25 protein-coding genes are annotated in these 24,943 nt (G+C 67.1%); 8 read left to right on the forward strand and 17 right to left on the reverse strand.

Annotated elements, in window-relative coordinates; translation table 11 throughout:
• Nucleotides 1-14 precede the first annotated feature (14 nt).
• From ACO2TI_RS14885 to ACO2TI_RS14895, 3 genes are read left to right on the forward strand one after another with little or no spacing between them, the layout of a single operon-like run.
• Nucleotides 15-1,556, forward strand: coding sequence for a sensor domain-containing diguanylate cyclase (locus ACO2TI_RS14885; RefSeq protein ID WP_423285463.1), 1,542 nt, complete (start codon nucleotides 15-17; stop codon nucleotides 1,554-1,556).
• Nucleotides 1,553-2,068, forward strand: a complete 516-nt coding sequence (locus ACO2TI_RS14890; RefSeq protein ID WP_423285465.1) for a DUF1697 domain-containing protein — start codon at nucleotides 1,553-1,555, stop codon at nucleotides 2,066-2,068. The genes ACO2TI_RS14885 and ACO2TI_RS14890 overlap by 4 nt, the downstream gene beginning before the upstream one ends.
• Nucleotides 2,069-2,102: 34 nt before the next feature.
• Entirely contained in the window at nucleotides 2,103-2,531 is a 429-nt protein-coding gene (locus ACO2TI_RS14895) for a VOC family protein (protein ID WP_423285467.1), read from the forward strand.
• A gap of 12 nt (nucleotides 2,532-2,543) precedes the next feature.
• Here ACO2TI_RS14895 and ACO2TI_RS14900 read toward each other — a convergent pair whose 3' ends face one another.
• Nucleotides 2,544-3,011 carry a DUF1348 family protein gene (locus ACO2TI_RS14900; RefSeq protein WP_423285469.1) on the reverse strand — a complete coding sequence of 156 codons (468 nt, stop codon included), beginning with the start codon at nucleotides 3,009-3,011 and terminating at the stop codon, nucleotides 2,544-2,546.
• A 99-nt stretch (nucleotides 3,012-3,110) separates the two neighbouring features.
• On the opposite strand from ACO2TI_RS14900, the gene ACO2TI_RS14905 reads away from it, so the two are divergent.
• A complete protein-coding gene (locus ACO2TI_RS14905; RefSeq protein ID WP_423285471.1) occupies nucleotides 3,111-3,683 on the forward strand; it encodes a TetR/AcrR family transcriptional regulator in 573 nt (190 codons plus the stop codon).
• Between the two features lie 44 nt (nucleotides 3,684-3,727).
• Here the strand turns inward: ACO2TI_RS14905 and fliR are convergent, their stop codons facing one another.
• The 13 genes from fliR to fliF form a co-directional block, all read right to left on the reverse strand.
• Nucleotides 3,728-4,489 (reverse strand): flagellar biosynthetic protein FliR, encoded by a 762-nt coding sequence (gene fliR, locus ACO2TI_RS14910; protein ID WP_423285473.1) that lies wholly within the window; start codon nucleotides 4,487-4,489, stop codon nucleotides 3,728-3,730.
• A 15-nt stretch (nucleotides 4,490-4,504) separates the two neighbouring features.
• On the reverse strand, nucleotides 4,505-4,774 hold the full coding sequence (gene fliQ / locus ACO2TI_RS14915; RefSeq protein WP_423285475.1) for a flagellar biosynthesis protein FliQ: 270 nt from the start codon (nucleotides 4,772-4,774) through the stop codon (nucleotides 4,505-4,507).
• Nucleotides 4,775-4,792: 18 nt separating this feature from the next.
• Entirely contained in the window at nucleotides 4,793-5,518 is a 726-nt protein-coding gene (gene fliP, locus ACO2TI_RS14920; RefSeq protein ID WP_423285890.1) for a flagellar type III secretion system pore protein FliP, read from the reverse strand.
• 71 nt (nucleotides 5,519-5,589) lie between these two features.
• On the reverse strand, nucleotides 5,590-5,943 hold the full coding sequence (locus ACO2TI_RS14925) for a FliO/MopB family protein (RefSeq protein WP_423285477.1): 354 nt from the start codon (nucleotides 5,941-5,943) through the stop codon (nucleotides 5,590-5,592).
• Nucleotides 5,943-6,380 carry a flagellar motor switch protein FliN gene (fliN, locus tag ACO2TI_RS14930; protein ID WP_423285479.1) on the reverse strand — a complete coding sequence of 146 codons (438 nt, stop codon included), beginning with the start codon at nucleotides 6,378-6,380 and terminating at the stop codon, nucleotides 5,943-5,945. The genes ACO2TI_RS14925 and fliN overlap by 1 nt, the downstream gene beginning before the upstream one ends.
• Entirely contained in the window at nucleotides 6,373-7,374 is a 1,002-nt protein-coding gene (gene fliM, locus ACO2TI_RS14935; protein ID WP_423285481.1) for a flagellar motor switch protein FliM, read from the reverse strand. Before fliM ends, fliN begins: the two co-directional genes overlap by 8 nt.
• 117 nt (nucleotides 7,375-7,491) lie before the next feature.
• Nucleotides 7,492-8,085: a flagellar basal body-associated FliL family protein gene (locus ACO2TI_RS14940; RefSeq protein WP_423285483.1), complete on the reverse strand. Its 594-nt coding sequence runs from the start codon at nucleotides 8,083-8,085 to the stop codon at nucleotides 7,492-7,494.
• A gap of 221 nt (nucleotides 8,086-8,306) precedes the next feature.
• The gene (locus ACO2TI_RS14945; protein ID WP_423285485.1) at nucleotides 8,307-9,611 is read right to left on the reverse strand and encodes a flagellar hook-length control protein FliK; all 1,305 of its coding nucleotides are present in this window, start codon (nucleotides 9,609-9,611) and stop codon (nucleotides 8,307-8,309) included.
• Nucleotides 9,612-9,660: 49 nt separating this feature from the next.
• Nucleotides 9,661-10,122, reverse strand: a complete 462-nt coding sequence (gene fliJ, locus ACO2TI_RS14950) for a flagellar export protein FliJ (RefSeq protein WP_423285487.1) — start codon at nucleotides 10,120-10,122, stop codon at nucleotides 9,661-9,663.
• Nucleotides 10,123-10,145: 23 nt separating this feature from the next.
• Nucleotides 10,146-11,576 carry a flagellar protein export ATPase FliI gene (gene fliI / locus ACO2TI_RS14955; protein ID WP_423285488.1) on the reverse strand — a complete coding sequence of 477 codons (1,431 nt, stop codon included), beginning with the start codon at nucleotides 11,574-11,576 and terminating at the stop codon, nucleotides 10,146-10,148.
• A 121-nt stretch (nucleotides 11,577-11,697) separates the two neighbouring features.
• Nucleotides 11,698-12,480, reverse strand: a complete 783-nt coding sequence (locus tag ACO2TI_RS14960; RefSeq protein WP_423285490.1) for a flagellar assembly protein FliH — start codon at nucleotides 12,478-12,480, stop codon at nucleotides 11,698-11,700.
• The gene (fliG, locus tag ACO2TI_RS14965) at nucleotides 12,464-13,459 is read right to left on the reverse strand and encodes a flagellar motor switch protein FliG (protein ID WP_423285492.1); all 996 of its coding nucleotides are present in this window, start codon (nucleotides 13,457-13,459) and stop codon (nucleotides 12,464-12,466) included. Before fliG ends, ACO2TI_RS14960 begins: the two co-directional genes overlap by 17 nt.
• Before the next feature lie 26 nt (nucleotides 13,460-13,485).
• Entirely contained in the window at nucleotides 13,486-15,177 is a 1,692-nt protein-coding gene (fliF, locus tag ACO2TI_RS14970) for a flagellar basal-body MS-ring/collar protein FliF (RefSeq protein WP_423285494.1), read from the reverse strand.
• A 230-nt stretch (nucleotides 15,178-15,407) separates the two neighbouring features.
• On the opposite strand from fliF, the gene fliE reads away from it, so the two are divergent.
• On the forward strand, nucleotides 15,408-15,749 hold the full coding sequence (fliE, locus tag ACO2TI_RS14975) for a flagellar hook-basal body complex protein FliE (RefSeq protein WP_423285496.1): 342 nt from the start codon (nucleotides 15,408-15,410) through the stop codon (nucleotides 15,747-15,749).
• An 88-nt stretch (nucleotides 15,750-15,837) separates the two neighbouring features.
• Nucleotides 15,838-16,260, forward strand: a complete 423-nt coding sequence (locus tag ACO2TI_RS14980; RefSeq protein ID WP_423285497.1) for a polyhydroxyalkanoate granule-associated phasin — start codon at nucleotides 15,838-15,840, stop codon at nucleotides 16,258-16,260.
• 393 nt (nucleotides 16,261-16,653) lie between these two features.
• Here ACO2TI_RS14980 and ACO2TI_RS14985 read toward each other — a convergent pair whose 3' ends face one another.
• The 3 genes from ACO2TI_RS14985 to ACO2TI_RS14995 form a co-directional block, all read right to left on the reverse strand.
• Nucleotides 16,654-18,585, reverse strand: coding sequence for a UvrD-helicase domain-containing protein (locus ACO2TI_RS14985; protein ID WP_423285499.1), 1,932 nt, complete (start codon nucleotides 18,583-18,585; stop codon nucleotides 16,654-16,656).
• Complete coding sequence (locus ACO2TI_RS14990; protein WP_423285501.1) at nucleotides 18,582-20,981, reverse strand: ATP-dependent endonuclease; 2,400 nt, start codon at nucleotides 20,979-20,981, stop codon at nucleotides 18,582-18,584. Before ACO2TI_RS14990 ends, ACO2TI_RS14985 begins: the two co-directional genes overlap by 4 nt.
• Before the next feature lie 461 nt (nucleotides 20,982-21,442).
• A complete protein-coding gene (locus ACO2TI_RS14995) occupies nucleotides 21,443-22,597 on the reverse strand; it encodes an HNH endonuclease (protein WP_423285503.1) in 1,155 nt (384 codons plus the stop codon).
• 374 nt (nucleotides 22,598-22,971) lie between these two features.
• On the opposite strand from ACO2TI_RS14995, the gene ACO2TI_RS15000 reads away from it, so the two are divergent.
• Both ACO2TI_RS15000 and ACO2TI_RS15005 read left to right on the forward strand, forming a co-directional pair.
• A complete protein-coding gene (locus tag ACO2TI_RS15000; RefSeq protein ID WP_423285505.1) occupies nucleotides 22,972-23,868 on the forward strand; it encodes a BRCT domain-containing protein in 897 nt (298 codons plus the stop codon).
• A 280-nt stretch (nucleotides 23,869-24,148) separates the two neighbouring features.
• On the forward strand, nucleotides 24,149-24,859 hold the full coding sequence (locus ACO2TI_RS15005; RefSeq protein ID WP_423285507.1) for a class I SAM-dependent methyltransferase: 711 nt from the start codon (nucleotides 24,149-24,151) through the stop codon (nucleotides 24,857-24,859).
• Nucleotides 24,860-24,943 lie beyond the last annotated feature (84 nt).

Genomic DNA, 24,943 nt, shown 5'->3' on the forward strand with positions numbered 1-24,943 from the left:
GACGAGGCGCCGAGATGTCCGCCTCGCTGCAAGACGCCAAGCCCGCGGCCGCAGCCACGGCGATCGCCGGCGTGCTGCGCGCCTGGCGCGAGCGGCGCGAACGCCCGACCTGGCTCGCCTGCCTGATCCTGCCGCTGCTGCACTTCGCCAGCGTCAAGCTCACCTTCGCCTGCGCCGTCTCGCCCGAGAACGAGGTCGTCGTCTGGCTGCCCAACGCGGTGCTGCTCGCCGCGCTGATGCACTACCGCGGCCAGCGCGCCTGGCTGCTCGCCGCGCTGGTCTATGCCTCGGACCTGGTCGCCAACCTGCCGGTGTTTCCGCCGGCGCAGGCCGTGGCCCTGGGTCTGACCAATCTGGCCGAGGTGCTGATCACCTATGCGCTGTTGCGCCGCGCCCAGGTCTCGCCGACGCTCGAGCGCATGCAGGACTTCGGCCGCTTCGTGATCGCCGGCCCGCTGATCGGTGCGCTCGCCAGCGCGCTGTTGGCGGGGCTGGTGCTGCGCACGCTGCCCGGCGCCAGCGCGCCGTACCCGACCCTGGTGCTGCTGTGGTGGTTCGGCGACGCGCTGGGCCTGCTGATCTACACGCCCTTGCTGCTGGCCTTCGCGCAGCGCGGCCGCGAGCCGGTGCGCGTGGCCTGGCTCGACGTGCTGGTGATCGCGGGCAGCGCCGCGCTCGCGGTGGCGATCCTTTCGGGCAAGGGCGAGCGCCTGATCGGCGTGCCGCTCACGCCCAACCTGCTGCTGCCCTCGGTGCTGTTCATGGCGGTGCGGCTCGGCCCGCGCTGGACCTCGGTGGCGGTCGCGCTGATCTCGCTGGCCACCGCCTGGGGCCAGACCACCGGCCACCGGCCGTTCGGCGATGCGCCGGCGCACGAGCTGATCCTGCGCACGCAGGAGTTCATCCTGATCCTGAGCATCGTCGGCATGGGCTTCGCGGTGCTGCTGCACGAGCAGAAGGCGCTCAACCGCAGCCTCGAGGACAAGGTGCGCGAGCGCACCCAGGCGCTCGAGGAATCGAACAGCAAGCTCGGCGCCTTGAGCGCCACCGACGGGCTGACGGGCATCGCCAATCGCCGACGCTTCGACGAGGCGCTGGCCAACGAGTGGCTGCGCGCGCAGCGCAGCGGCGAGCCGCTCGCGCTGCTGCTGCTCGACGTGGATCTCTTCAAGCCCTACAACGACCGCTACGGTCACCAGGCCGGCGACGACTGCCTGCGCGCGATCGCGCAGGTGATGAGCGCCAACGCGCGCCGCGCCGGCGACCTGGTCGCGCGCTACGGCGGCGAGGAGTTCGCGCTGATCGCGCCGGGCACCGACGAAGACAACGCGCTGGCGCTGGCGCGCGGCATCCTCGAAGGCGTGCAGGCCATGGGCCACGCACACGAGCCCTCGCCGCACGGCGTGGTGACGGCGAGCATCGGCGTCGCGGTGTCGGTGCCGACGTCCGAGCACGCGCCGCAGCAATTGCTGCGAGGTGCCGACCGGGCCTTGTACGAGGCCAAGGCCCAGGGGCGCAACCGGGTCGTGCTCGCGCAACGGATCGCGGCGACATGACGCGCTACGTCGCGCTGCTTCGCGGCGTCAGCCCGATGAACGCCAGGATGCCCGAGCTCAAGCGCTGCTTCGAGCAGGCCGGCTTCACCGACGTGAAGACCTTGCTGTCCAGCGGCAACGTGGCCTTCAGCGCGCGCGCCGCGGCGCTCGAGACGCTGGAGCGCAAGTGCGAGGCCGCGATGCAGGCGGGCCTGGGGCGCAGCTTCAGCACCTTCGTGCGCACCTCCGAGTCCCTGCAGGCGATGGTGGCCGCCGATCCCTTCGGCGAGTTTGCGCTGCCGCTGGAGGCCAAGCGCGTGGTCAGCTTCCTGCGCGAGCCGCCGGCGCGCGCGCTGGCGCTGCCGATCGAGCTCGACGATGCGCGCATCCTCAAGTGCGATGGCCGCGAGGTCTTCTGCGCCTACGTGCCGGGACCCAAGGGGCCCGTGTTCATGCAGCTGCTCGAACGCACTTTCGGCGCCGACATCACGACGCGGACATTCGACACGGTCAGGAAGTGCGCCGTAGCATAGGTTGCGGACGCCGCTGCGAAGGAGCACTGCAGCCATGCAAGCCAGGATCACGCTGATCACGCTGGGCGTCGACGACCTCGAACGCGCGGTGGCCTTCTACCGCGACGGCCTCGGCTTCGCGACGCCAGGCATCGTCGGCACCGAGTTCGAGCACGGCGCGGTCGCGTTCTTCGACCTCGCCGGCGGCCTGAAGCTCGCGCTGTGGCCGCGCGCCAGCCTGGCGGCCGACACCGGCCTCGCGCTCGGTCCGCGCAGTTCGACCGAGTTCTCGATCGCCCACAACGTCGACACGCAGGAGCAGGTCGATGCGGTGATGCTCGAGGCGCGGCGCGCCGGCGCGCGCACCGTCAAGCCGGCCGCGCCCACGGCCTGGGGCGGCTATGCCGGCTACTTCGAGGATCCCGACGGCCACCTGTGGGAGGTGGCGCACAACCCGGCCTTCGCATCGTCGGCCGAGGGCTGAGGCCGGTGCGAACTACAGGCCGAGCTCGCTCAGGCTCGGGTGGTCGTCGGGCCTGCGACCCAGCGGCCAGAAGAACTTGCGGTCGGCGGCCTTGATCGGCAGGTCGTTGATGCTCGCGTAGCGGCTGGTCATCAGGCCGGCGTCGTCGAACTCCCAGTTCTCGTTGCCGTAGCTGCGAAACCAGTTGCCGGCGTCGTCGTGCCACTCGTAGGCGAAACGCACCGCGATGCGCGCGCCGCCGAAGGCCCACAGCTCCTTGATCAGCCGGTAGTCGAGCTCGCGCGCCCACTTGCGCTCGAGCAGCGCGCGCGCCTCGTCGCGCCCGAGCGGGAACTCGGCGCGGTTGCGCCAGCGCGTGCCGGGGCTGTAGGCGAGCACCACGCGTGCCGGGTCGCGCGTGTTCCAGGCGTCCTCGGCGAGGCGCACTTTTTGAACGGCGGTTTCGAGGCTGAATGGCGGGACGGGCGGACGGGTTTCCATCTGACTTCCTTTCGCGAGAGGGTGGGGGTACGTATGTAGACAGAGTTGTCTACATACACCGACTCTAGGCGATGTAGACAGATTTGTCTACAATGGGCCATGTCTCTCACCGAAACCGCGGATCTCACCGGCCTGCCGGCGCGCCAGCGCATCCTCCTGACCGCGCACGACCTGTTCTACCGGGACGGCGTGCGCGCCACCGGCATCGATCGCGTGATCGCGGAGTCAGGCGTCACCAAGGTCACGTTCTACCGGCAGTTCCCGAGCAAGAACGACCTGATCCTGGCCTACCTGGAACACCGTCACGAGCGCTGGATGGCCTGGTTCCTCGCCGCGCTCGAGCGCCACGGCGCCGCGCGCAAGGGCTGGCGAGCGCTGCTGCCGGCGCTGGCCGAGTGGTTCGGCGACGCGGGCTTTCGAGGTTGCGCCTTCATCAACAGCGTCGGCGAGCTTGGGGCAGCGCTGCCCGAGGTGGCGGCGATCGCGCGGCGCCACAAGCTGGAGATGGCCTCGGCGATCGAGGCGCTGCTGCCGCCCTCGCGCCAGCGCGCGCGCCATGCCGCCGCGATCGCGATGGCGGTCGACGGCGCGATCGTGCATGCGCAGTTCGACGAGGCGCCGGACGCGGCGCTGAAGAGCCTGGAGGGATTGGTCGACGCGCTGCTCGGCTGAGCGCATCGTCGTCGTTGTCGGTGTCGGTGTCGTCCCGTGGCCGGCTACTGGAAGTTCTCCAGCATCCGCTCCAGCGCCATCGTGAACGGCGCTTCCATCATCGGCAGCGTCAGCGTGATGCCGACCAGGCCCACGCCGAGCGTGATCGGAAAGCCGATCGCGAAGATGTTCATCTGCGAGGCCACGCGCGAGACCACGCCCAGCACCAGGTTCACGAACAGCAGCATCGTGACGATGGGCAGCGCGATCCACAGGCCGAGGCGGAACACCTCCGCGCCCCAGACCTGCGGCTGCACGGTGGTGAAGAAGCTCAGCGGCGCGCCGTCCACCGGAAAGGCCTGAAAGCTCTGGATCACCGCCGCGGTGAGCAGCAGGTGGCCGTTGATCACGACGAAGAGCCACGCCGCGGTGGTGCCGAACAGCCGGCTCACCGCGGTGCTCTGCGTGGCCGAGATCGGGTCGAAGAAGGCCGCGAAGTTCAGGCCCATCTGCAGGCCGATCAGCTCGCCGGCGAACTCGATCGCCGCGAACACCACGCGCGCCGCGAAGCCGAGCGCGAGGCCGACCACGACGTTGTGCACCGCGGCCGCGAAGGCCTGCGCGCCGTCGAGCGCGATCACCGGCGCGGCGGGCAGCGAGACCTGGGCGCACACGACGATCAGCGCCGCCAGCGCGACCTTCACGCGCACCGGCACCGCGCGCACGCCCAGCACCGGCGCCGAGGTGAACAGCGCCAGCACGCGCAGGAAGGGCCAGATCAGCGGGCTCGCCCACGCCATGAGCTGGGCTTCGTTGAAGGTGAGCATGGCGCCGCGGCGGCCTCAGCCGACGACGGTGGGAATCGCCTGGATCGTTCGCTGCAGGTACTCGACGATCGAGGTCAGCATCCATGGCCCCGCGATCGCCAGCACCGCGACCGCGGCCACCAGCTTGGGCACGAAGGACAGCGTCGCCTCGTGGATCTGCGTCGCGGCCTGGAAGATGCTGACCACAAGACCGACCACCAGCACGGTGAGCAGCAGCGGCGCCGAGACGGTGAGCAGCAGCACGAGGCCTTGCTGGCCGAAGGTGAAGACTTGTTGGGAGTCCATCGCTCGGATCTCGGGTCGTCAGGTCACGAAAGACGCGGCCAGCGAACCCAGCAGCAGGTTCCAGCCGTCGGCCAGCACGAAGAGCATCAGCTTGAACGGCAGCGCCACGAGCACCGGGCTCAGCATCATCATGCCCAGGCTCATCAGCACGCTCGCGACGATCATGTCGATGATCAGGAACGGAATGAAGATCAGGAAGCCGATCTGGAACGCGCTCTTCAGCTCGCTGGTCACGAAGGCCGGGATCAGCACGCGCATCGGCGCTTCCTCCGGCTTCACGTTCTGGTCCAGCTTGGCCAGGCGCGAGAACAGGGCCAGGTCGCTCTGGCGAGTCTGCTTGAGCATGAAGCCGCGCACCGGCGCCTCGCCGCGCTTGAGCGCCTCGTCGAACGAGATCTGGTTGGCCTGGAAGGGCTGGTAGGCCTCGGCGTAGACCTTGTCGATCGTCGGGCCCATCACGAACAGCGTGAGGAACAGGCTCAGGCCCACGATCACCTGGTTGGGCGGCGCGGCCTGCGTGCCCAGCGCCTGGCGCAGCAGCGACAGCACGATGACGATGCGGGTGAAGCCCGTCATCATCAGCAGCACGGCCGGCAGGAACGACAGCGCGGTGAAGAACAGCAGGGTCTGCACCGGCACCGAGTAGCTGGTGCCGCCGGCGCCCTGGCCGATGATCAGCGGCAGGTTGGCGCCGCCGCCCGCGGCCTGCTGCGCTAAAGCCGCGCAAGGAACGGCCGACAACACCGACAGCGCGACAAGCGCGCGGCCTGCGGCGGGCGAGAAAAGGGAAGAGGGCTTCACGAGGCGCACCGCCGTCAGTCCTTCTTCGGCGGCGCGAACTTGCTCATCAGCGCGGCGAAAGGCGTGGGTTGCGCGGCGCTGTCCGCGGCCGGCGCGGCGGGCGGCGGCGTCAGCGTGTGCAGCGCGTTGATCGATTGCGGCGTCACGCCCACCAGCAGCCAGCGGCGCTCGTCGCCCTGGCCGACCTCGAGCGTCAGCACGCGCTGGTTCGGGCCCAGCGGCAGCGAGGCCACCACCTTGGCCGGCGCGTTCGCGCCGGCGCCCATCGCGGCACCCATCGGCGAGCGCTTGAGCAGCCACAAGGCGAGCGGAATCATCGCGACGATCGCGATGAACCACAGCAGCGGCAGGCCTAGATTCGACGACATCACATGCCGCGGCTGAGACGACGCATCCGCTCGCTCGGCGTCACGATGTCGGTCAGGCGGATGCCGAACTTGTCATTCACGACCACCACCTCGCCTTGCGCGATCAGGTAGCCGTTGACCAGCACGTCCATCGGCTCGCCGGCCAGCGCGTCGAGCTCGACCACCGAGCCCTGCGCGAGCTGCAGGATGTGCTTGATCGGAATGCGCGTGCGGCCCAGCTCCACGGTGAGCTGCACCGGGATGTCCAGGATCATGTTGATGTCGTTGCCCGCGCCGGCCGCGCCGGTCGGCGTGAAGTTGGCAAACGACGCCGGCGCAACCTGGTCGGCCGCGACGACTTCGGTGGCCGAGGCCGAGGACTGCTGCTCCAGCGCGGCCGCCCATTCGGCGGCCATCGCGTCCTGTTCGTCGGTGGCGTTCTTGGCGGCGTCAGACATTGGGTTCTCCCAGCCAGCTCATGTTGTGGTTGGTCAGCAGTTGATCGATCTTCAGCGCGTAGCGGCCGTTGCTCGTGCCGTACTGGCCCTCGAACACCGGCACGCCGTCGATCTTGGCTTCGACGGTGGGCTCGAGGTCGAGCTCGATGAAATCGCCCGGCTTGAACGCGAGCAGCTGCTCCACGGTGGCCGGCGCGGTGCCCAGCTCGACGACGAGATCGACCTCGGCGGCCTGGATCTGGTGCGTCAGCAGCTTGACCCAGCGGCGGTCGTGCTCGGCGGAGTCGCCCTGCACGGTGGAGTACAGCGTGTCGCGGATCGGCTCCAGCGTCGCGTAGGGAATGCAGAAGTGGATCGTGCCGGATGTGTCGCCGACCTCGAGCGTGAACGAGGTCGTCACGACGATCTCGCTCGGCGCGGCCACGGTCGCGAACTGCGGCTGCATTTCCGAGCGCTGATACTCCAGCTCGATCGGGTAGACGCCTTGCCAGGCCTTCTTGTACTCGGCCGAGATCACGTCGACCAGGCGCGTGATCACGCGCTGCTCGGTGGGCGAGAAGTCGCGGCCCTCGATGCGCGTGTGGAACTTGCCCGCGCCGCCGAACAGCGCGTCGATCACCGCGAACACCAGCGTCGGGTCGCAGACGATCAGGCCCGAGCCGCGCAGCGGCCGCACCGACATGATGTTGAAGTTGGTCGGCACGACGATCTCGCGCAGGAAGGCGCTGTACTTCTGCACCTTGATCGCGCCGACGGCCACCTCCGGCGTGCGCCGGATGAAGTTGAACAGCCCCACGCGGATGTTGCGCGAGAAGCGTTCGTTGATGATCTCCATCGTGGGCATGCGCCCACGGACGATGCGTTCCTGGCTCGCGAGGTCGTACTGGCGGATGCCGCCGCTGTCGGCCTCCTCGGCCTCGAGCTTCTGGCTTTCGCCGGTGATGCCCTGCAGCAGGGCATCGACCTCGTCCTGCGAGAGGATCTGTTGGCTCATTGGCGCCCCCACGCTTGCGGCTGCGCCGCTGCGCTGCCCCCCGAGGGGGCGCAGCCCGCCTTGGGGCGGCCCTGCGGCGGGCTGTTGTCACGCATGGCAAACCCAGTCATCGATCGCTCACTGGATGATGAAGCTCGAGAACAGCACCTGCTGCACCGGGTTGTGCTCGGCGGCCTTGCGCTTCTTCTTTTTCGCCGGCTTGTCGTCGGCCGCCTCGTCCGCGGCCCCGTCCTCGAGCTCGATGCCCAGCGGGCGCACCGCCTCGCGCATGATCTCGCCGGCCAGCTTCTCCTTGCCGGCGCGCTCGAGCAGCTCGGCCGAGGTCTTGTGGGCCAGCACCATCAGCACGCCGTTGCGGATCGCCGGCATGTAGGCCTTCAGTTCCTCGGCGACCTTGGCGTCGTCGACTTCCAGCGTCACGCCGATCTGCGCGTAGCGCTCCTGCTCGCGGTCGGCCAGGTTGACGACGAAGGGATCGAGCGCGACGAAGGTCGGCACGTACTTCGGATCGCGCTTCTTGGCCGGCGCGTGCGCGGCCTCGACTTCCTCGCCGTCTTCCTCCGCGGCAGCGGCCGCGGCGGCGCGCTGCTTGAGCATGAAGGCCGCACCCCCACCCCCGACCACGAGCAGCAGCCCGACGATCGCAAGGATCAGGATCAGCTTCTTCGAACCCTTCTTCGGCGTCGCGTCGACGGCGGTGGCGGCGGACATGGTGGCTCCTGGCCTCGTGTGTGTTCTTGAGGCCGATTATTCGGAGCCACCTTGGGGGGCAAGCGGGGATAAGCGGGGAGGAACAGCGGCCAATTCGGTGCTTGTTCGTTGCCCCCTCACCCCCGCCCTCTCCCCCTGAAGGGGGCGAGGGAGCAAGGCGGTCCCTCTCATGCTCCCTCTCCCGCTTGCGGGAGAGGGTTGGGGTGAGGGTCAGGCGCCGATCACGCGTAGGTGTCGAGCAACCCGCGCGGCTGCGCGTGACGTGCTGCACGGCCCGCCACGGCGATGTCCTCGCCGGCATCGGCCGACGACGCGGCGAAGCGGCCGCCGCCGCCGTCCTGGCGATCACCCGAGTGCTGTTGCTGCGCGGCCTGGTCGAACACCCCGCCGCCCGACAGCGTGAGCCCGGCTTCGGAGAGCGACGCCGCCAGCGTCGGCAGGCTGGCCTCGAGCGCGCTGCGCGTCGCGGCCTGGCTGGCGTGGAAGGCGACCTGCGCGTCCTTGCCGTCGACGACGATGCGCACCGCCACCGGGCCCATCTCGGCCGGGTTGAGCGTCAGCTGCGCCTCGTGCACGCCGTCGCGCGCGAAGCTGGAGATCTGGCTCGACAACACCTGCGGGAACTCGGGCGAATCCATCGGTGCCGGCACGTGTGCCTCGCGCGGCGCGGCCGACTCGGCCGTGCGGTGCGTCGCGCCGGCCGCGGCCGTGGCCGCACCCGGCAGGCTGGCTGGCTCGATGCGCGCGCCGCCTGCGGCGGCGCCGTCGTTGCCGGCGGCCGGCACCGTGGTGCCGGCCAGCATCGAGGCGCTCATGACCTCGGTCGCGGCGGCCGGATCGGCGGCGAACGGCGTGCCATTCGGCATCGTGGCCGGCGCGGCGGCGGCATCGACCGCCGCCGAGGCCTTGGCCGCGGCGCCAACCACGGCCTCGCCGCCCGCGGCCCCGCCGGTCTGCGCGGCCAGGCGTTCGAGCCAGCTCATCAGGTCGGTGCTGCCGGCGGCCGGCGCGGCGGGCAGGCCGGTCACCAGCGCATCGGCGCCCGCCACGGCTGCGGGCTTGGCGCTGCCGGCCGCATCGCCATCGGCCGTCGCGTCGGCGTCGGCCGAAGCGGTGGCGCCTTCTTCGCGCCGCGCTTCGTTGCCGCGCTGCGGCGCCGTGCGTTCGCCGCTCGGGCGCTGCGTCTCGCGCGCGCGCTCGCGGGCCGGCCGCGCGGTCGTGCCCGAGGCGCCGGCTTCGCTGCGCGCGGGCGGCTCGCTCGCGCGCTCGGCACTTGGCGCCTCGGCCGTTCTCACGGGCTCGCGCGCCGGCTCGCGCTCGGGGCGCTGCGCCTCGCGCACCTCGAAGGCATTGCCGAGCGCGCTGTCGCGGCCGCGCGCCGGCGCGTCCTGCGCGCGGTCGAGCAGGGCGGCAAAGCGGCCCGGCGATTCGACGTTGTCGGACCGCGTGTTCGCGGCTGCCTGGTTGGCGGCTGCCTGGGCCGCGGCGTTCGTCGACGAGAGCCAGGCGGGGTTCTGGACGGTCATGGCGGGCGAGGGCGGTTTGTGTTTGTTCGTTCGTTCGCTGATCGATCGATCAGGCCGCGAGCGCGCCGCCGGCGGCCAGGCGCTGCCAGGCGGCGCGCGAGGCCTGCTCGTCGGTGAGCTTCTGCTCGCGGCGCTCGGCGGCGCGGGCGTGGTCGGCATCGCGGCGCTCGATCAGCTTCTTGACCGAGGCGACGCGCAGCTCCAGCGCCAGCAGCTCGGCGCGCGTGCGCTCGACGCGCAACTCGGCCTGCTCGCAGGCGCGGCGCTGCATCGCCTGCGCCTGGTCGAGCCGGTCCATGAAGCCGTGGTAGCAGCGCAGCAGTTCGACCGAGCTGCTGCGTGCGCCGGCATAGCGTTGCGCGTAGTCGCGGCCGTAGGCGCCCAGCTGCTCGAGCTGCTGCCGCGCGGCGGCCAGCGCGCCTTGCGCGCGCTGCAGCTCGAGCTGCGCGTCGTCGCGTTCGCTGGAGACCTTGTCGATCAGCACGGAGAGGGCGTCGGTCGCTGCATTCATGCGGGGCTCGCTTCGTTATGGGATCAGGCGCCGGCGGTCTGGCGCAGTTGCGCAACGCTCGCGGCGAGCGGCGAGGCGTCGTGCATGTCTTGCTGCAGCAGCGCGCGCATCGCGTCGGCGCTGCGCACGGCGAGGTCGAGCTCGGCGTCGTGGCCGGGCGCGTAGGCGCCCAGCGCGATGAGGTCCTTGGCCTTCGACAGCCGCGACCACAGCTGACGGAAGCGCCGCGCCGCGTCGAGGTGCGCCTTGGGCGCGACGTTGTGCATCACGCGCGAGGCCGAGCGCTCGATGTCGATCGCCGGGTAGTGGCCGGCCTCGGCCAGCTCGCGCGAGAGCACGATGTGGCCGTCGAGGATGGCGCGCGCGGCATCGGCGATCGGGTCTTGCTGGTCGTCGCCCTCGCTGAGCACGGTGTAGAACGCGGTGATCGAGCCGCAGCCGTTGAGGCCGTTGCCCGAGCGCTCCACCAGCTGTGGCAGCTTGGCGAAGCAGCTCGGCGGATAGCCCTTGGTGGCCGGCGGCTCGCCGATCGCCAGCGCGATCTCGCGCTGCGCCATCGCGTAGCGGGTGAGCGAGTCCATCAGCAGCAGCACGTGCTGGCCGCGGTCGCGGAAATGCTCGGCGATCGCGGTGGCGTAGGTGGCGCCTTGCATGCGCGTGAGCGGCGGCGCATCGGCGGGTGCGGCCACCACCACCGAGCGCGCGAGGCCTTCTTCGCCGAGGATGTCCTCGATGAATTCCTTCACTTCGCGGCCGCGTTCGCCGATCAGCCCGACGACGATCACGTCGGCCGCGGTGTACTTGGCCATCATGCCCAGCAGCACCGACTTGCCGACGCCCGAGCCCGCGAACAGGCCGATGCGCTGGCCGCGGCCGACGGTGAGCATCGCGTTGATCGCGCGCACGCCGGTGTCCAGCGGCTCGCGCACCGGGTCGCGGTCCATCGCGTTGATCGGGCGGCGCACGAGCGGCTCGTTGCGCACGGCATGGACCGGGCCGAGCCGGTCCATCGGATGACCGTTGGGGTCGATCACGCGGCCGAGCAGGCCAACGCCTATCGGCAGGTGACGGGTGCGGTCTTCGCTGCGCCGCCACGGATGGCTGGGCGCGCCGAGCGAGGGCGCGAGGATCGGCGCGCGGCGCGGCACGACGCGCGCGCCGCTGGCCAGGCCATGCACCTCGCCGGTGGGCATCAGGAAGGCGCGGTCGCCGGCAAAGCCGACCACCTCGGCCTGCACGGTCGCGTTGCCTTCGCCTTGCACCTCGCACACCGAGCCGACCGGCATGCGGATGCCGGCCGCCTCGAGCACCAGGCCGGCCACGCGCACCAGCTTGCCCTGCGCCTCCAGCGGCACCGGGCCGGCGGCGTGCTGGCGCAGGTCGTCGATGTAGCGCGACCAGTCGGGCGGCAGGGCGCCTTCAGAGGGTTGCCAGGGTTCGCGGGGGAGGTTCATGGCTTGGCCCTCACCCCAGCCCTCTCCCGAGCGCGGGAGAGGGAGTGCTTTGCCTGCGCCGCGCCGTCTTGCTCCCTCTCCCGCGTGCGGGAGAGGGTATGGGTGAGGGTCCAGCCAAATCTCACGCCTGATCCCCATTCAACTCAGCCAACTCCCCCGCGCGCCCCATCGCCGCCACCGCGCGCCGCCAGCGCGTGGCCAGCGTCGCGTCGATCGCGCCGACGTCGCTGTCGACCAGCACGTCGCCGCGCGACAAGGACGCATCCGCCGCCAGCCGCGCGCCGTGCGCGCTCACGGCCTCGGCCGCGTGCTGCGCGACCAGCGCATGGTCCTCGGGATGCAGGCGCAGCGTGACGCGTTGCGCGCTGTCCAGCACGGCGGCCAGCGCTTCCTGCGCCACCGCGGCCACCAGCTGCGGGCGGGCCTTCACCTCGTCGCGCACCACCTGGCGCGCGAGCGCGATCGCGATCTCGGCCACGTGGTCGGCGATCTGCTTTTCCAGCGCGCCGAGCCGCTCGGCATAGCGCTGCGCGACCTGGCCGACCTGCTGCGTCACCTGCTGCGCATACGACTGCTTGAAGCCATCGAGCGCGACCAGCCCGTCGCGGTAGCCGTCGGCATAGCCGGCCTGGCGCGCCGCGGCGATCTGCTGCGCGATCTCCGCCGGCGTCGGCGGCGCGGGCTCGGCCGGCGCGGCGGCCGGCGCCTCGCCGCCGAACGAGCCCGGCGTCCACGACGCGTACTTGGGCATCTCCTCGCGCGGGATGAAGCGCGCGTAGCCTTCGCGCGGCGGCACGGCCTGCGTCGCTTCCGGGCGCGGGCGCGCGCGGCGCTCGACGAACAGTCGCTCGCCCGGCAGCGGCGAAGGCGCGGGGCCCGGCGGGCGGTCAGAGGAACTGGTCATCGCCGCCGCTCGTGATCACGACCTGGCCTTCGTCCGCCAGGCGGCGGATGGTCTTGAGCATTTCCTTCTGCTCGGCCTCGACCTCGGACACGCGCACCGGGCCGCGGGACTCGAGGTCTTCGCGCAGCGTTTCGGCGGCGCGCGTCGACATGTTGGAGAAGATCTTCTCGCGCAGCTCGGGCGTCGCGCCCTTGAGCGCGATGATGAGCGACTCGCTTTGCACTTCCTTGAGCAGCGCCTGGATGCCGCGGTCGTCGATCTTCAGCAGATCGTCGAACGTGAACATGTTGTCCATGATCTTCTGCGCCAGCTCGGGGTCGGCCTCGCGGATGTAGTCCAGCACCGAGGTCTCGATCGAGTTGCCGAGCATGTTGATGATCTCGGCCGCGCTCTTGACGCCGCCCATGTTCGACTTCTTCATGCGCTCGCCGCCGGCCAGCACCTTGCTCATCACCTCGTTGAGGTCCTTGAGCGCGCTGGGCTGGATGCCGTCGAGCGTGGCGATGCGCACCAGCACCTCGTTGCGCTGGCGCTCGGTGAAGTGCTTGAGCACGTCGCCGGCCTGGTCGAACTCGAGGTGCACGAGGATCGCCGCGACGATCTGCGGGTGCTCGTTGCGCAGCAGCTCGGCCACCGAGGCCGGGTCCATCCACTTCAGGCTCTCGATGCCGGAGACGTCGCCGCCTTGCAGGATGCGGTCGATCAGCAGGTTGGCCTTGTCCTCGCCGAGCGCCTTGCGCAGCACGCTCTTGACGTATTCGTCGGTGTCGCTGACCAGCATGCTCTGGTCCGAGGCGTCGGTGTCGAAGCGCTCGAGCACCTGCTCCACGCGCTCGCGCGGCACCGTCTTCATCTTGGCGATGGTTTCGCCCAGGCGCTGCACTTCCTTGGGCGCGAGATGCTTGAAGACCTCGGCGGCTTCTTCCTCGCCGAGCGACATCAGCAGGATCGCGGAGTCTTCGAGTCCCTGGTCGTCCATGATGTTGTTGTCCGATCAGTTCTGCGTCAGTCTTTGGTGACCCAGGTGCGCACGATGTTGGCCACCGCCGCCGGGTTGTCCTTGGCCAGCACGCGCGCCTGCTCGAGGCGGCGGTCGGTGGCCGGTGCCTCGAGCGCGGGCAGGGCTGCGGCACCGGGCAAGGCGAGCGGGTCGTCGACCACCGCGGTGACCGGCGTGACCTCGGGCTTGGCCTTCTGCGCCGCCTTCAGCGCCGGGCGCACCGCGCCAAAGATCACCAGCAGCGCCAGCAGCGTCAGCGCGCCCGGCACGGCCAGCGTGCGCAGCAGGTCTTGCACCTCGGGTTGCTTCCACAGCGGCACGTCGGCCTCGGCCTCGGGCTTGACGACCTTGAACGGCGCATTGACCAGCTTGACCGAGTCGCCGCGATCGGCCGAGAAGCCGATGGTCTCTTTCACCAGCGAGGTGAGCTTGTCCAGCTCTTCGGTCGACAGCGGCTGCGTCGTGACCTTGCCCTTGGCGTCGGTCGTGCTGCGGTGGTTGACCACCACCGCGGCGTTCAGGCGCTTGACGGTGCCGGTGGCCGCGCGCGTGACGCGCACGGTCTTGTCGACCTCGTAGTTGACGGTGGACTCGCGCTTGCTCTGCGAGCTGCCGCCGCCGGCGTTGGCGGCCTGCATCTGCTGCGCCGAGCCGTTGATCGGCGCGGTGGCCGGCACCGGCGGCTGGTTGCTGGTGGCGCCCGGCACGCCGGCCGGCTGCGCGCCCGCGCCGTTGCTCGACTCCACCATCTGCTGGCTGCGCACCGTGGTCTTGGCGTTCGGACCCTGGTTGGGCGCGTAGTCCTCGGTGGTCGCCTCGGTCTGCGAGAAGTCGACCTCGGCGGTCACCTGGGCGCGCAGGTTGTCGCGGCCGAGCACCGGCTCGAGCAGGTCGACCACGCGCTGCGTGTAGTTGCGCTCGATCTGCGCCACGTACTGCAGCTGCTGCGCGTTGAGGCCGTCGGCCGCGTTCTCCGGCGAGCCGGAGAGCAGCGCGCCGCTTTGGTCCAGCACGCTGACCGACTTGGGATTCATCTCCGGTACGCTGGACGACACCAGGTGCACGATGCCGGCCACCTGCGCGCGCTCGAGCGTGCGGCCCGGGTGCAGCGTCAGCAGCACGCTGGCGCTGGGCTTTTGCTGCTCGCGAAAGAAGCCGTTCTGGTTCGGCAGCGCCAGGTGCACGCGCGCGCTTTGCACCGCGGCGAGCGAGGAGATCGAGCGCACCAGCTCGCCTTCGAGGCCACGCTGGAACGTGAGCCGCTCCTGGAACTGCGTCTGGCCGAACTTGGCGTTGTCCATCAGCTCGAAGCCGGCCACCGAGCCCTTGGGCAGGCCTTGCGACGCGAGCTTGAGGCGCACGTCATGCACCTTGTCGGCCGGCACCAGGATCGCGGCGCCGCCGTCGGCGTGCTTGTAGGGCACGTTCATCGTCGACAGCTGCGCGAGGATGGCGCCGCCGTCTTTATCGGACAGGCCGGCGTAGAGCACCTTGTAGTCGCCGCGCTGGCCGGTGGTGAGCAGCATCGCGGCAATGCCGACGATCGCCGCCAGCCCCAGGCCCAGCATCCACTTGCGCGGCGCGGGCAGCGCCGCCAGGCGTTGCACGAAGCCATCGGCCGGCGCGCCGGCAGCGGAGCCACCGTTCATCAGCGCGGGGGAGCCTGCGGGCATCTGGGTGACCAGGGCGTTGTCCATGGGGTGGTGTTGTTCGCGCTGTTGTTCGTTTTGGGCGACCCGCGACATGTGTCCGCAAGTAGCCGTTGCTCGGCATTGTTTGTTGCGACTTGAGCCGGAAGTGGGGGGAACAGGCAGGCTGTTTCCCGTCAGTTCCCTTCTTCGCCGCACGGTCGTTTGAACACAATGAGCAGCAAGGAAAAGCGGTTCGTGACACGTGTCACGGCCGCGCCGGTCACCGCACTCAGACCATGGACGTCAAGCTCAAGCCGTTCGACTTTGCCCAGGCCGCCGCGCGAGCGGGCATGGCCGACGTGGCACAGCGCGTTGCGCGCTCGACGCAGGCGCAGCAAGGCGCGGGCGCGGTGCAGCCGAGCTTTGCGACCAGCTTCAGCAGCGCGCTCCAGCAGGTGAGTGCCTCGCAGAACCAGGTGACCGAGATGCAGCGCCAGGTTCAGCTCGGCAACCCGACCGTCTCGATCGAAGAGACCATGGTCGCGATGCAAAAGGCGCAGATCGGCTTTCAGGCGACCTTGCAGGTGCGCAACAAGCTGGTGCAGGCCTACACCGACATCATGAACATGGCGGTCTGAACCGCGAGGCGCGGCCGCGCACGAGCGGCCTTGCTGACCAGGCGGCCGGCACGCGCATTGCCGATGCGGTGCTCATCAGGAGCCACGAATGCCCCGTCGACGCCGCATCGCCTCACCGGCCCAACAGCGCCTTGCGCGCCAGGCCATCGAACTCTCTGTAGCCGCGCCACTGGTGGTGGCGCAGCGCATGGCGCGCATGGCTGCGGCCGGCACGGCCAACACGCTCTCCGCGCGCGACCGGCGCGAGTTCACGCGCATGGGCAGCGAGAAGCTGCAGGCGTTTCAGGAATCCTGGCAGGCGATGGGCCTGCAGGCCTGGCGAGCGCAGTTCACCTTTGCACAGGCCTGGATGGCCGACGTGTCACGGCTGTGGCTGGGCGGCGTGCCGTTCGTGCGATGGCCGGATGCGACGCCGTGGGCGAAAGCGTCGGCAAGGTGGATCGGCGCGGGGTTGGCGCCGGTGCATCGGAGGGCGGTGGCGAATGCGAGGAGGTTGGGGCGTGGGGGGTGAGGGCGGGGCAGTCGGCGGTGTCGGGGCGACTGAGCCATGGTTTGAGTTCGGATCGTTACCTCGGAGCCGCCGCGGCTGTTTGGGCCGCGTCCGGCTGACCGTAATGCAGCGAGGCTGTGTGAAAACTCGCCGACTCGACGACGACGCCGCGGATCGACCTCTCAGATCGCTCTGTATTCAACGATCGGCCTTCGGGGAGGGGTAGGAAGACCCCTGAAATCCTGGCGAACAGGAGTTTTCACACAGCCTCCAGCGAGAGCGGTCCTTCACTGCATCCAGCTGATCGCCAGCCGCCCCTTAAGGTGCAGGATGCAGCATCAGTAGGCCGCGTCGGCGCCAACGGACCGAGCGGTCGACGCATGTGCGAATAGAACACCTGTGCTTCTTGCTCGGCTACGGAAGCACGGACAGATCTTCCTGAGTGAAGACAGCGCCCCGCGGCATGATCCCGCTCGCCGCGACGTTTTCTAGTGTGGTCGCCGGGTCGGCAACAAAGAACGTCAGCACCAGCCCCCGCTTGGCGCGGGTGCAGCAGACGTAAAGCAGCCGCAGTGTTCGGCTCCAAGTGTTCTCATCACCGTCCTGAGCTCGTGCACGATCTGCCGCGCGGGCCTCAGCACTGGCGAAGACCCGCTCGTAGTTGTAGGTTCGGTAGTCGCTCTCCTCCTCGTCCATCACCACGATGACGCGCTCGAACTGAGCGCCCTTCACGCCGTGCTGCGTGGCATAGGGGGAACCTTCTGAGACATAGCGTTCGTAGGGCCGAAGCTCTTGCGCAGAGCATTTGAAGAACTTGGCCATTGCTGCGTCCGAGGATCGTCCTTCGGCCGGCGCTGTATCAGCAGCCTCGGCCTCTTGAACTGCGTCTGCAAGATCTCCGACGAACCCAAGCAGGCGCGTATAGCGCTCGTCGAACTCGAAAAGGCCCGCGTCGCGTAGATGGAGGGCAATGTCACCAACGGTGGTACGACCTTCGTCCAGCATGGCGACGAGTTTCAGAACATCTGCGCGTAGCTCTCGCAGTACATCCGCGGCGCGGTGACCGTGCAGCGCCCCAGGTGCTAGGCGCGGGCTGAACTCCCGGAGCAGGTTCATCGCTGCGAATTCGTTGCCGGCCTTCATCGCTGCAACGATCGGCAGCGCAAAACCGAGGAAAGGTCTAACGGGCCAGCCGGTGCCGTCCTGCATCCCTTGCTTCATGGCCTCCGACGTCTTGTCATTCAGCGCGGAGTAGATGCCGCCGAAGCCGAGCCGATTTGCGGCCATGCGGTGCACGATGACAAGAATCTTGACCGCGATGTCCGGGGTCGTCCAACCCTCATCGCTGTTCGTCGCCGCGCTCCACGTCCGGACTCTTGCCAGGGTCTCGGTTCGGTTCAGCGTGTTCGGCAGGACGAACATCCGGGCCGAGCCCTCCACGAGCTTGAGGTCCCCATCGACCCTCTCGTGCAGCCCGCGGACTTGCTTCATGCCGTCGCCCTGCGCGCGCACGGCGTTGGCGACGTCCAGGATCTGCTTGGCGCAACGAAAGTTCTCGGGCTTGGTGATGGCCCGCCAATGGTCTTCGAGCGGAATGTCTCCTGCGCCTCTCATGAAGATCGACTGCATTGGGTCGCCAAAAAACCCGAGACAGAACTTGCCCCGCATCTGGGCTTCCACTTGCTTGAAAGACCTCACCACCCCCGGGAACGTGTCCTGACTCTCGTCGATAAAAACGAACGGGTAGTTCAGCGCCACGACCCGTCGAAACAGCGGGCGGTCTTGGAGCAGGAAGTCCGCGAGTTGAAGAATGTCCTCGTGGCCGAGGATGCCCTTCGCGTAGTCACTGCCCACGCCGTAGTTGAATGCTTTGACGCCGTCCAGAGCTTCAAGGTTTCGGGCATAGCGCTCCTGGTCTGCCTTGTTTCTGTCGCGCGTGGACTGTCGAACACGCGGGCCGTAGTTCTTGAACTCTTCTTCCAGCTCGGAGGCCCGCCTGCGGATGTCATTCTTCAGCCAAACCTTGATGTCGGCCTGAAACGTCTTGGCAATGGCCCAGTAAAAGCTGTGGATGGTCGAGACATGAACGAGCGGGTCGTCTTTAACGTCTGCCAGGATTTCATTGGCGGCGAGGTCGGTATAGGTGATGCACGCGACCTTCTGCTTCTTCGCTCGCATGCTAGTGCCGTGCTCCGACATCACCCAGTCCAGTGCCTTAATGAGCGAGGTGGTCTTGCCGGAACCTGCGCCGGCACGAACCACGAAGGGCTGCGGGGGGGTGGCGGCAATGCACGCATGGATCTCGCGGTCGGCGTCGGTGTCCGGGCTATCGACTCGTCTGCTCATGCCGTCTGCTCCCCCTCGGAAATGACAGCGACAACAGCGGCTGCAGCCGGCTCAATCGTCGCGACCTCGGCGGCGACGGCGGCGTCCGCCTCAAGTTCATGGGCGACCTTCGCTTCGAGCCAGGCCAAGCCCTCGGCGATGTACGCGGGGACCTTCCATCCATTGAGCGGACCACTTGCCAGGACCTCCAGCGCAAAGCGGGTCTTGTCGAAGTTCTTGCCAACCACCCTGTCGTGCAGCTTCTCAGCCAGTTCCTCGGGGCTGCTCGGTGCACGCTTAAGCTTGAGGCCGACCTGCCGGTTGGCTTCGGCCTGGCACCAGTCTGCGTTCTCAAGGCCAAAGGCCTCCTCAAGCGTGCGGCCGCAGCGCAGCGAGGTCACCGCACCCACCGTCACCGGAATCCTTGTCTGATAGGCCACTCGGACTTCCGCACTGGAACCCGCGGCCAGCGACAACGTCTTTTGTTCTTCCGTGGCTTCCCAGAGTTCGGCCACCGACCGCCTCTTTGGGATCCAGCTGATGAGCGTCTGGTTGGACGTCACGGCACCTTCGACGTGCGCATGGCAGGTGCTGCCCCGCTTCTTGGACTTCTTCTTCCCGCCCGGCTCTGCCTCGTCGTCTTCTTCGAGCTCGAAGGGCTTCAGGTCGTCGTCATCGTCGTCGCTGGCACCGTCAGCGGCGGCGTGGGCCCCCTGCGTGGCTACATTCTTAGCATTCGGCTTGACCGTCACGCTATCAATGTCCGTGATGACCAGCGTCGTGAGCCCAACGAATGCGATGAGGTCCTGAAAGCGATGCGCGAACGCACCACCGACTTCCAGGATGGTCAGGGCGGAGGAACGGAGCCGCTTGGCAGCCGACTCGATCATGGCTGGCAAGAGCAGGCGCTCGACGTTGCCTTCCACCAGAATGACCGCATCGGAAAAGAAGAGATCGCAGTGGGTCAGCTTCAGATACCGCTGCAGAAACTCGCGCACTGGAGCGTCGGCCGCGCCCGTCTTGAAGAGCGACAGATTCCGCACGTCGGTGTGATGTTCGAGCTGATCGCTAACGCGACGGAAGTACCGAATGGGAGAGAACCCGCGCTCATAAAGGATGTGCGGGGAGTGCGTGGTGATTACGAGCTGCGTGAGGAAAAACGTCGCGTGGTCGTTGGCATCCTCAAGCAGGCGCAACACGTTCCTGATGAAGACCTGCTGGATCTGCGCGTGCAGATGCGCCTCAGGCTCTTCAATGAAGACCAGATGCAGCGGCGCCCGCTTGTCTTCCTCGGCCTTCCACTGCTCGTGCAGGTCGAGCAATTCCACCACCATGTAGACCAAGTTCTTGAACCCCAGGCCGTTGTAGCTGTCGGGCAGCTGGGCGGTGGCCGCGCCCGGGATCACGTAATGGACCTTGGCGTCCTGCCCTAGGACGGTGGTCGGATCCAAGGCCGCCCGGATCACGATCTCGGGATTGTTCACGCCTGGATAGCCGAGCTTGGCCAAGCGTTTGAGAGTGCCACTGAAGACTTCCTCCAGGTGGAAGTTCAGCTCCTTCTCGGAGGTATCGAGCGCTTTGAGCGCTGCATGGTCGTCGCCACGCTTCTCCAGATTGCGGTGATAGAAACGGCTCAGTCGCCGTGACAGGCTCTCGGCGCGGTCGGAGCTACCAGCGTCCGGGTCATCGAGGTGCCGCTGCGCGCGCAGGAAGTCCACCTTCACCAGCGACTTGAGAATGGCGGCGCCCCCCGGCTCCTTGCCAAGGGGCAGCGGCTCGTAGTCGGCCTCTTTTGCCTGATAGCCGTCAAAAGCCCGCTCATCGAGCACGTAGTAGTGGAAGGTGTACTCCTTGCTTAGTTCCTTCGTGAGGTACTTCGTGAGGCTTTCCGGCCAGGGCTTGTACTCGCTGGCCTCGACTCCCGCTCCTGCCTCGGCGGCAGGCTCACTGGCTGCCTTGCGCTTCGCCGCCAGCGCAATAGCCGCGTTGTTAGCCTTCTCATGCAGTTCATGGAACCGTCGGACGAGCTCGTTGGCATCGCGAGGTTCAAACGCCACACGGATCCCGACGCACTTGCCATCCCACTCAGTGCTCGGAAGTAGCGACATCGCGGTGGCGAGATCGTCTTCACCGACACGGAACCAGAGGTCCAACAGGATGGACGGCAACTTCTTGGGCGCGTCCGCGTCCCCTGGAGCCGTTTTGCCGATAGCGTCGATCTCGGCCCAGAGCGCCGCACTGAAGTCGAAGAGCTCGAACTTCTTCGCATCGCCGCGGATCATCGAATACAGGCCTTGAACAGCCGACGTCTTCCCGCTGTTATTGGCGCCGACAAAGATGGAAATCTCTTCATCGAGCTCGATGACAACGTCGCGCAGCCGGCGGTAGTTCTGCAGACGATAGGCCTGTAGCTTCATGATGACATTCCTTAAGGCTCATTCTGGTGTGCGTATTTGAGCGCGCTGACCCGCCGCGCAGCTGGAGCATTAGCTCATTGCTTCACCGCATGGTGCGAGATTCTTCTACAGAACCCGACCTACGGCATAAGCCGTACGCCGTTTGGTGGCGGTTAGCAGGATCCGATAGAACATGCGATGAACGAGCAAACCAGATGTTGGATGACCAAGATCTACCGGTCAGGGATGAGCAATACGGACCCACGTACACACTGACCTGCATTTGAAGGGCCGTAGACCAGCCGCTCGTGGAGTTCCGCTATCAGTCTGCAGCCGAAGGTCAGGTCTGCCGCACGGCTACGACTCCCTCTTCGGATGCACGAACCACTCACATTGCATACACAGCAAGCGGATGGGACCGACCTAGCGTCTGATAACGTGCGTGCCGCTACAGATCTCGTTTGACGTCCAGTCGCACCCCGTCACGCGTCCTCTTCGAGCAAGTCTCCCCGATACATCTTGATGAGGTCGGACTCATTGATCTTCAACTGCTTCTCCTGCAACCTGGTCTTGCGTCGAGAAAAAAGCGTCGCGAGCTCTCTAGCCTTGTCTGCCTTTCGGCCATGGTGCAAGAGTCGATGACAGTTCGGACACAGAGCGACGATGTTTGCCGTGACGTCTAGAGAGAACGGGAAGCCGCCTTGGTTGCCAAACGGAATTAGGTGATGAGCTTCTACGTAAGGCATGCCCTTGGCATTCGAGATGAAGGTCTGATGCCTTGCATCGATCTCGCACTTGAAGTCGGCTAGCCTCAGCGCTGAGGCGGCGACGTTGGGGTTCCGCTGGAACCCGCCGCTCGTGAGACCGGTCTTCTTCACCTTCGGCACCGGCACTCCGCCGTCGTTCTCGGTCACAACCTTCGCGGAGACGGCCGCTGCCAGCACCTTCTTCTGGTACTCAGCCTCGGCGTTGGGCTTCTTCGGTTGATTTGCAAGCCAGGCGTCGTAAGACTGCTCGTATAGTGGCTTAGCCACTTGCTTCGCCACCCCTTCGCAGATGTCCTGAAATTCCTTGGCGGTGCTGAACCTGCTTTGAAGCTGCAATCCCGCCAAGTAGCTGACGGTTTGCCCGTCCACTGGGAAGAACCGCGTTGGGGCTGCTCGGAAGATGGCCTGCGTGAGCTTTGCTTCGCCTACGTACTTGACCGTACGAGCAGCGGCGAACACCTCTTCGCTGATCCTTTTTCCAGACAGCACACCCTCGAACAGATCCCAAAGCTTGGGGACATCGTCCGCACGCCGTTCATATCGATAGGGAAAGAGCCAAGACTGCCGAGGATCGGCCTTCGGGATTCCGAGAAAGCCTTCCGGGACAGCGTTGCTGAGACCAAGGCGCGCCTTGACGCCCATCAAGGCCCTCGTCCGCTCGCGATGAGACTGCTTGTTTAGTAGAGCTAGAAAGGTGAACGGGTCGATTTCAGTGAGCTCGACCGCTTTGCCTTTAGGGTCCTGATCGATGAGCCCTCGGACGCCGCTTTCCTTCAAGACTTTGACTAGCTCGGATTGTCGGTTGCGATAGGCCAGCAGAGCCCGCGCCATCTCATCGTAGAACGGAACCCAATCGAACCCGTTGGTCATACGGCAACCCCGGTTGTCTAGTACATCGATCAAGCAATTTTGCAGCGCCTCGTTGACCGTCGTCCACGCTCAACGAGTGGATGCCGTCCGTTTCTGAGAACTCCTGCGGATCGGCGTCTTCTGTGGGGATCACGGCTAAGCGAAAGTCCGCTCCTCGCTGGCTGCTTCCGCTCAGGGCGCTGCCGCCGACTGACTCAGGTCAGTCTGAAGCAGCCGTAATGCGGCTGCCGTGCTCGGGAGCGCATCGGCCACAAGAGCACGCCAACGCAGAACTCATGAGGCATCGGCCTCCTCAATATTGAGGAGGCCGAGCCTTTGACCGTCGGGTCTAAAGTCCCGTGCGCGCCAGTGAGGCGCCAAGCAGGGGACCGGCAATGCATCCCGATCATCGTTCCTATCACCGCTTTACCGGCAAGGCGCGCCTTGAGAGGTCGATCAACTCACTGCTTGGCCTGCTTGAGGGAATCTCGATCGACGGCAGGATCAATGATGCCGAGATCGGCACTCTCAAGCTGTGGCTGGTCGACCACCAAGATGTTGCCGGCCGCCACCCATTCTCGGAACTGGTGCCTCGTATTGCGGCCGCGCTCGAGGATGGCGTCCTTGACGCAGAGGAGCGCGCGGACATTAGGTGGCTCTGTGAGCGGCTTCGAGGCACCGAGTTCTTCGATATGGTGACTGCCGATCTACAGCGCCTGCATGCGGTTGTCGGCGGCATCGCTGCCGACGGGACCATCACCGTCGAGGAGCTTCGTGGACTATCGGAGTGGCTCGACCATCATGAGCACTTGAAGACCTGCTGGCCCTACGACGAGGTCGCCACGCTCGCGACCAAAGTGCTGGCTGACGGCCGCATTGATGAAGAAGAGCACAGGCTGCTGCTTGACTTCTTCTCGGAGTTCATGGCCGTGCTTGACGAACGGACAATCGTTCGGCCAGTAGCCTTTGACGGGCCGGAGCTGCGGATCGGCGCTCTCTGTGCCGTCATGCCTGACATTCGATTCTCGGAGTCGACCTTTTGCTTCACGGGTGCCGCATCCCGCTTCACGCGGGCTGAGCTCGAAGACATGGTCCGCGAGTTGGGTGGAATCCCATTGGATAGTGTGAGCAAGGAGCTCAACTACCTCGTGATCGGTGCAGACGGGAACCCCTGCTGGGCGTTCGCCTGCTATGGGCGAAAGGTGGAGAAGGCTGTTGAACTGCGTCGGAAGGGCGTTCGCCTTTTGATCGTGCACGAGAACGACTTCCACGACGCGCGGCTGGACAACTGAGCCAGGCTTGGCGAGTGGGCGGCTGCAAGCGTCCGCATATAGACGCGTGCTCCTGGCCGGTTGCTGAAGTTCAGCGCCTCGCCGTCGAACGACGGAACGATGGCAATCAGTCTGAAGTCACCCCTCAAGGCCTTCCGTCGAGCGGCCGTCTCAGAGAGCGGTTTCTGACAACGGTCGCACGGCGTCTGGATCAGTTCAGGCTCAATGGCGCATGAGCAATGCTCGCCACAGCGCGCCGACCCGCTCGGCTACAGTCGTTTGGACGAAGGAGGGCGACAGGATGAACCCGCAGGCCGCGGACTACGCGAGTCATGAAGAGATCTACGTGAAGCTGCGGGGAGTCGGAGCCGATGGCTGGAGTTCCAAAACCGACTATGAGGAGATGCTCTCCCACATCATCCCTGCCTTGTCCGCCCCCCAGATCCCAACGTCGGCCGAGCTTCTGGAGCTTGGCAGCGGGGCAGGAAACCTCTCGATGGCGCTCGCCGAACGCGGCTTTGGTGTCACCGGCGTGGAGATCTCGCCAACTGCCGTTGAATGGTCTCGTGAGCGCCTCGCCGGCCGCCGCCTTCGCGTCTCCTATCGAGTCGATGACGTGGTTTCGCTGGAGTCGTGCCCGGATCATTCGTTCGATGCCGTGATCGACGGGCATTGCCTTCACTGCATCATCGGCCAGGATCGGCAAAGGTGCTTGGCCGCAGTTGCGCGAGTTCTCAAGCCGGATGGAATCTTCGTCGTCCTCACGATGTGTGGCGATGTTCTGTCGGAGCGAACAAGCTCCATCTTCGATCCGCGCACGAGGACCATCGTCGTGAACGGCAGGCCAACCCGATACATTGGCACCGCGCAAGACATCCTCTCCGAGATAGAGGCGGCAGGCTTCGTCATCGAGACCGCCCGAATTGCGCCACGTCGAGAACGGGACGAGCAGGACGATTTGATCGTCACGGCAAGGAAGCCGCGCGATCCCGTTCAACCCCCGTCGACGTGATGCACCGGCACCGGCGCGCGTCGCACTCGCAGCTCAAAGACATCTGCCCAGTCCCTCGGCGGTGCGCCTCACCCAAGCCGGCGA

The organism is Caldimonas sp. KR1-144, from assembly GCF_049446155.1.
In the GTDB taxonomy this organism is placed as follows: Bacteria; Pseudomonadota; Gammaproteobacteria; order Burkholderiales; family Burkholderiaceae_C; genus Rivibacter.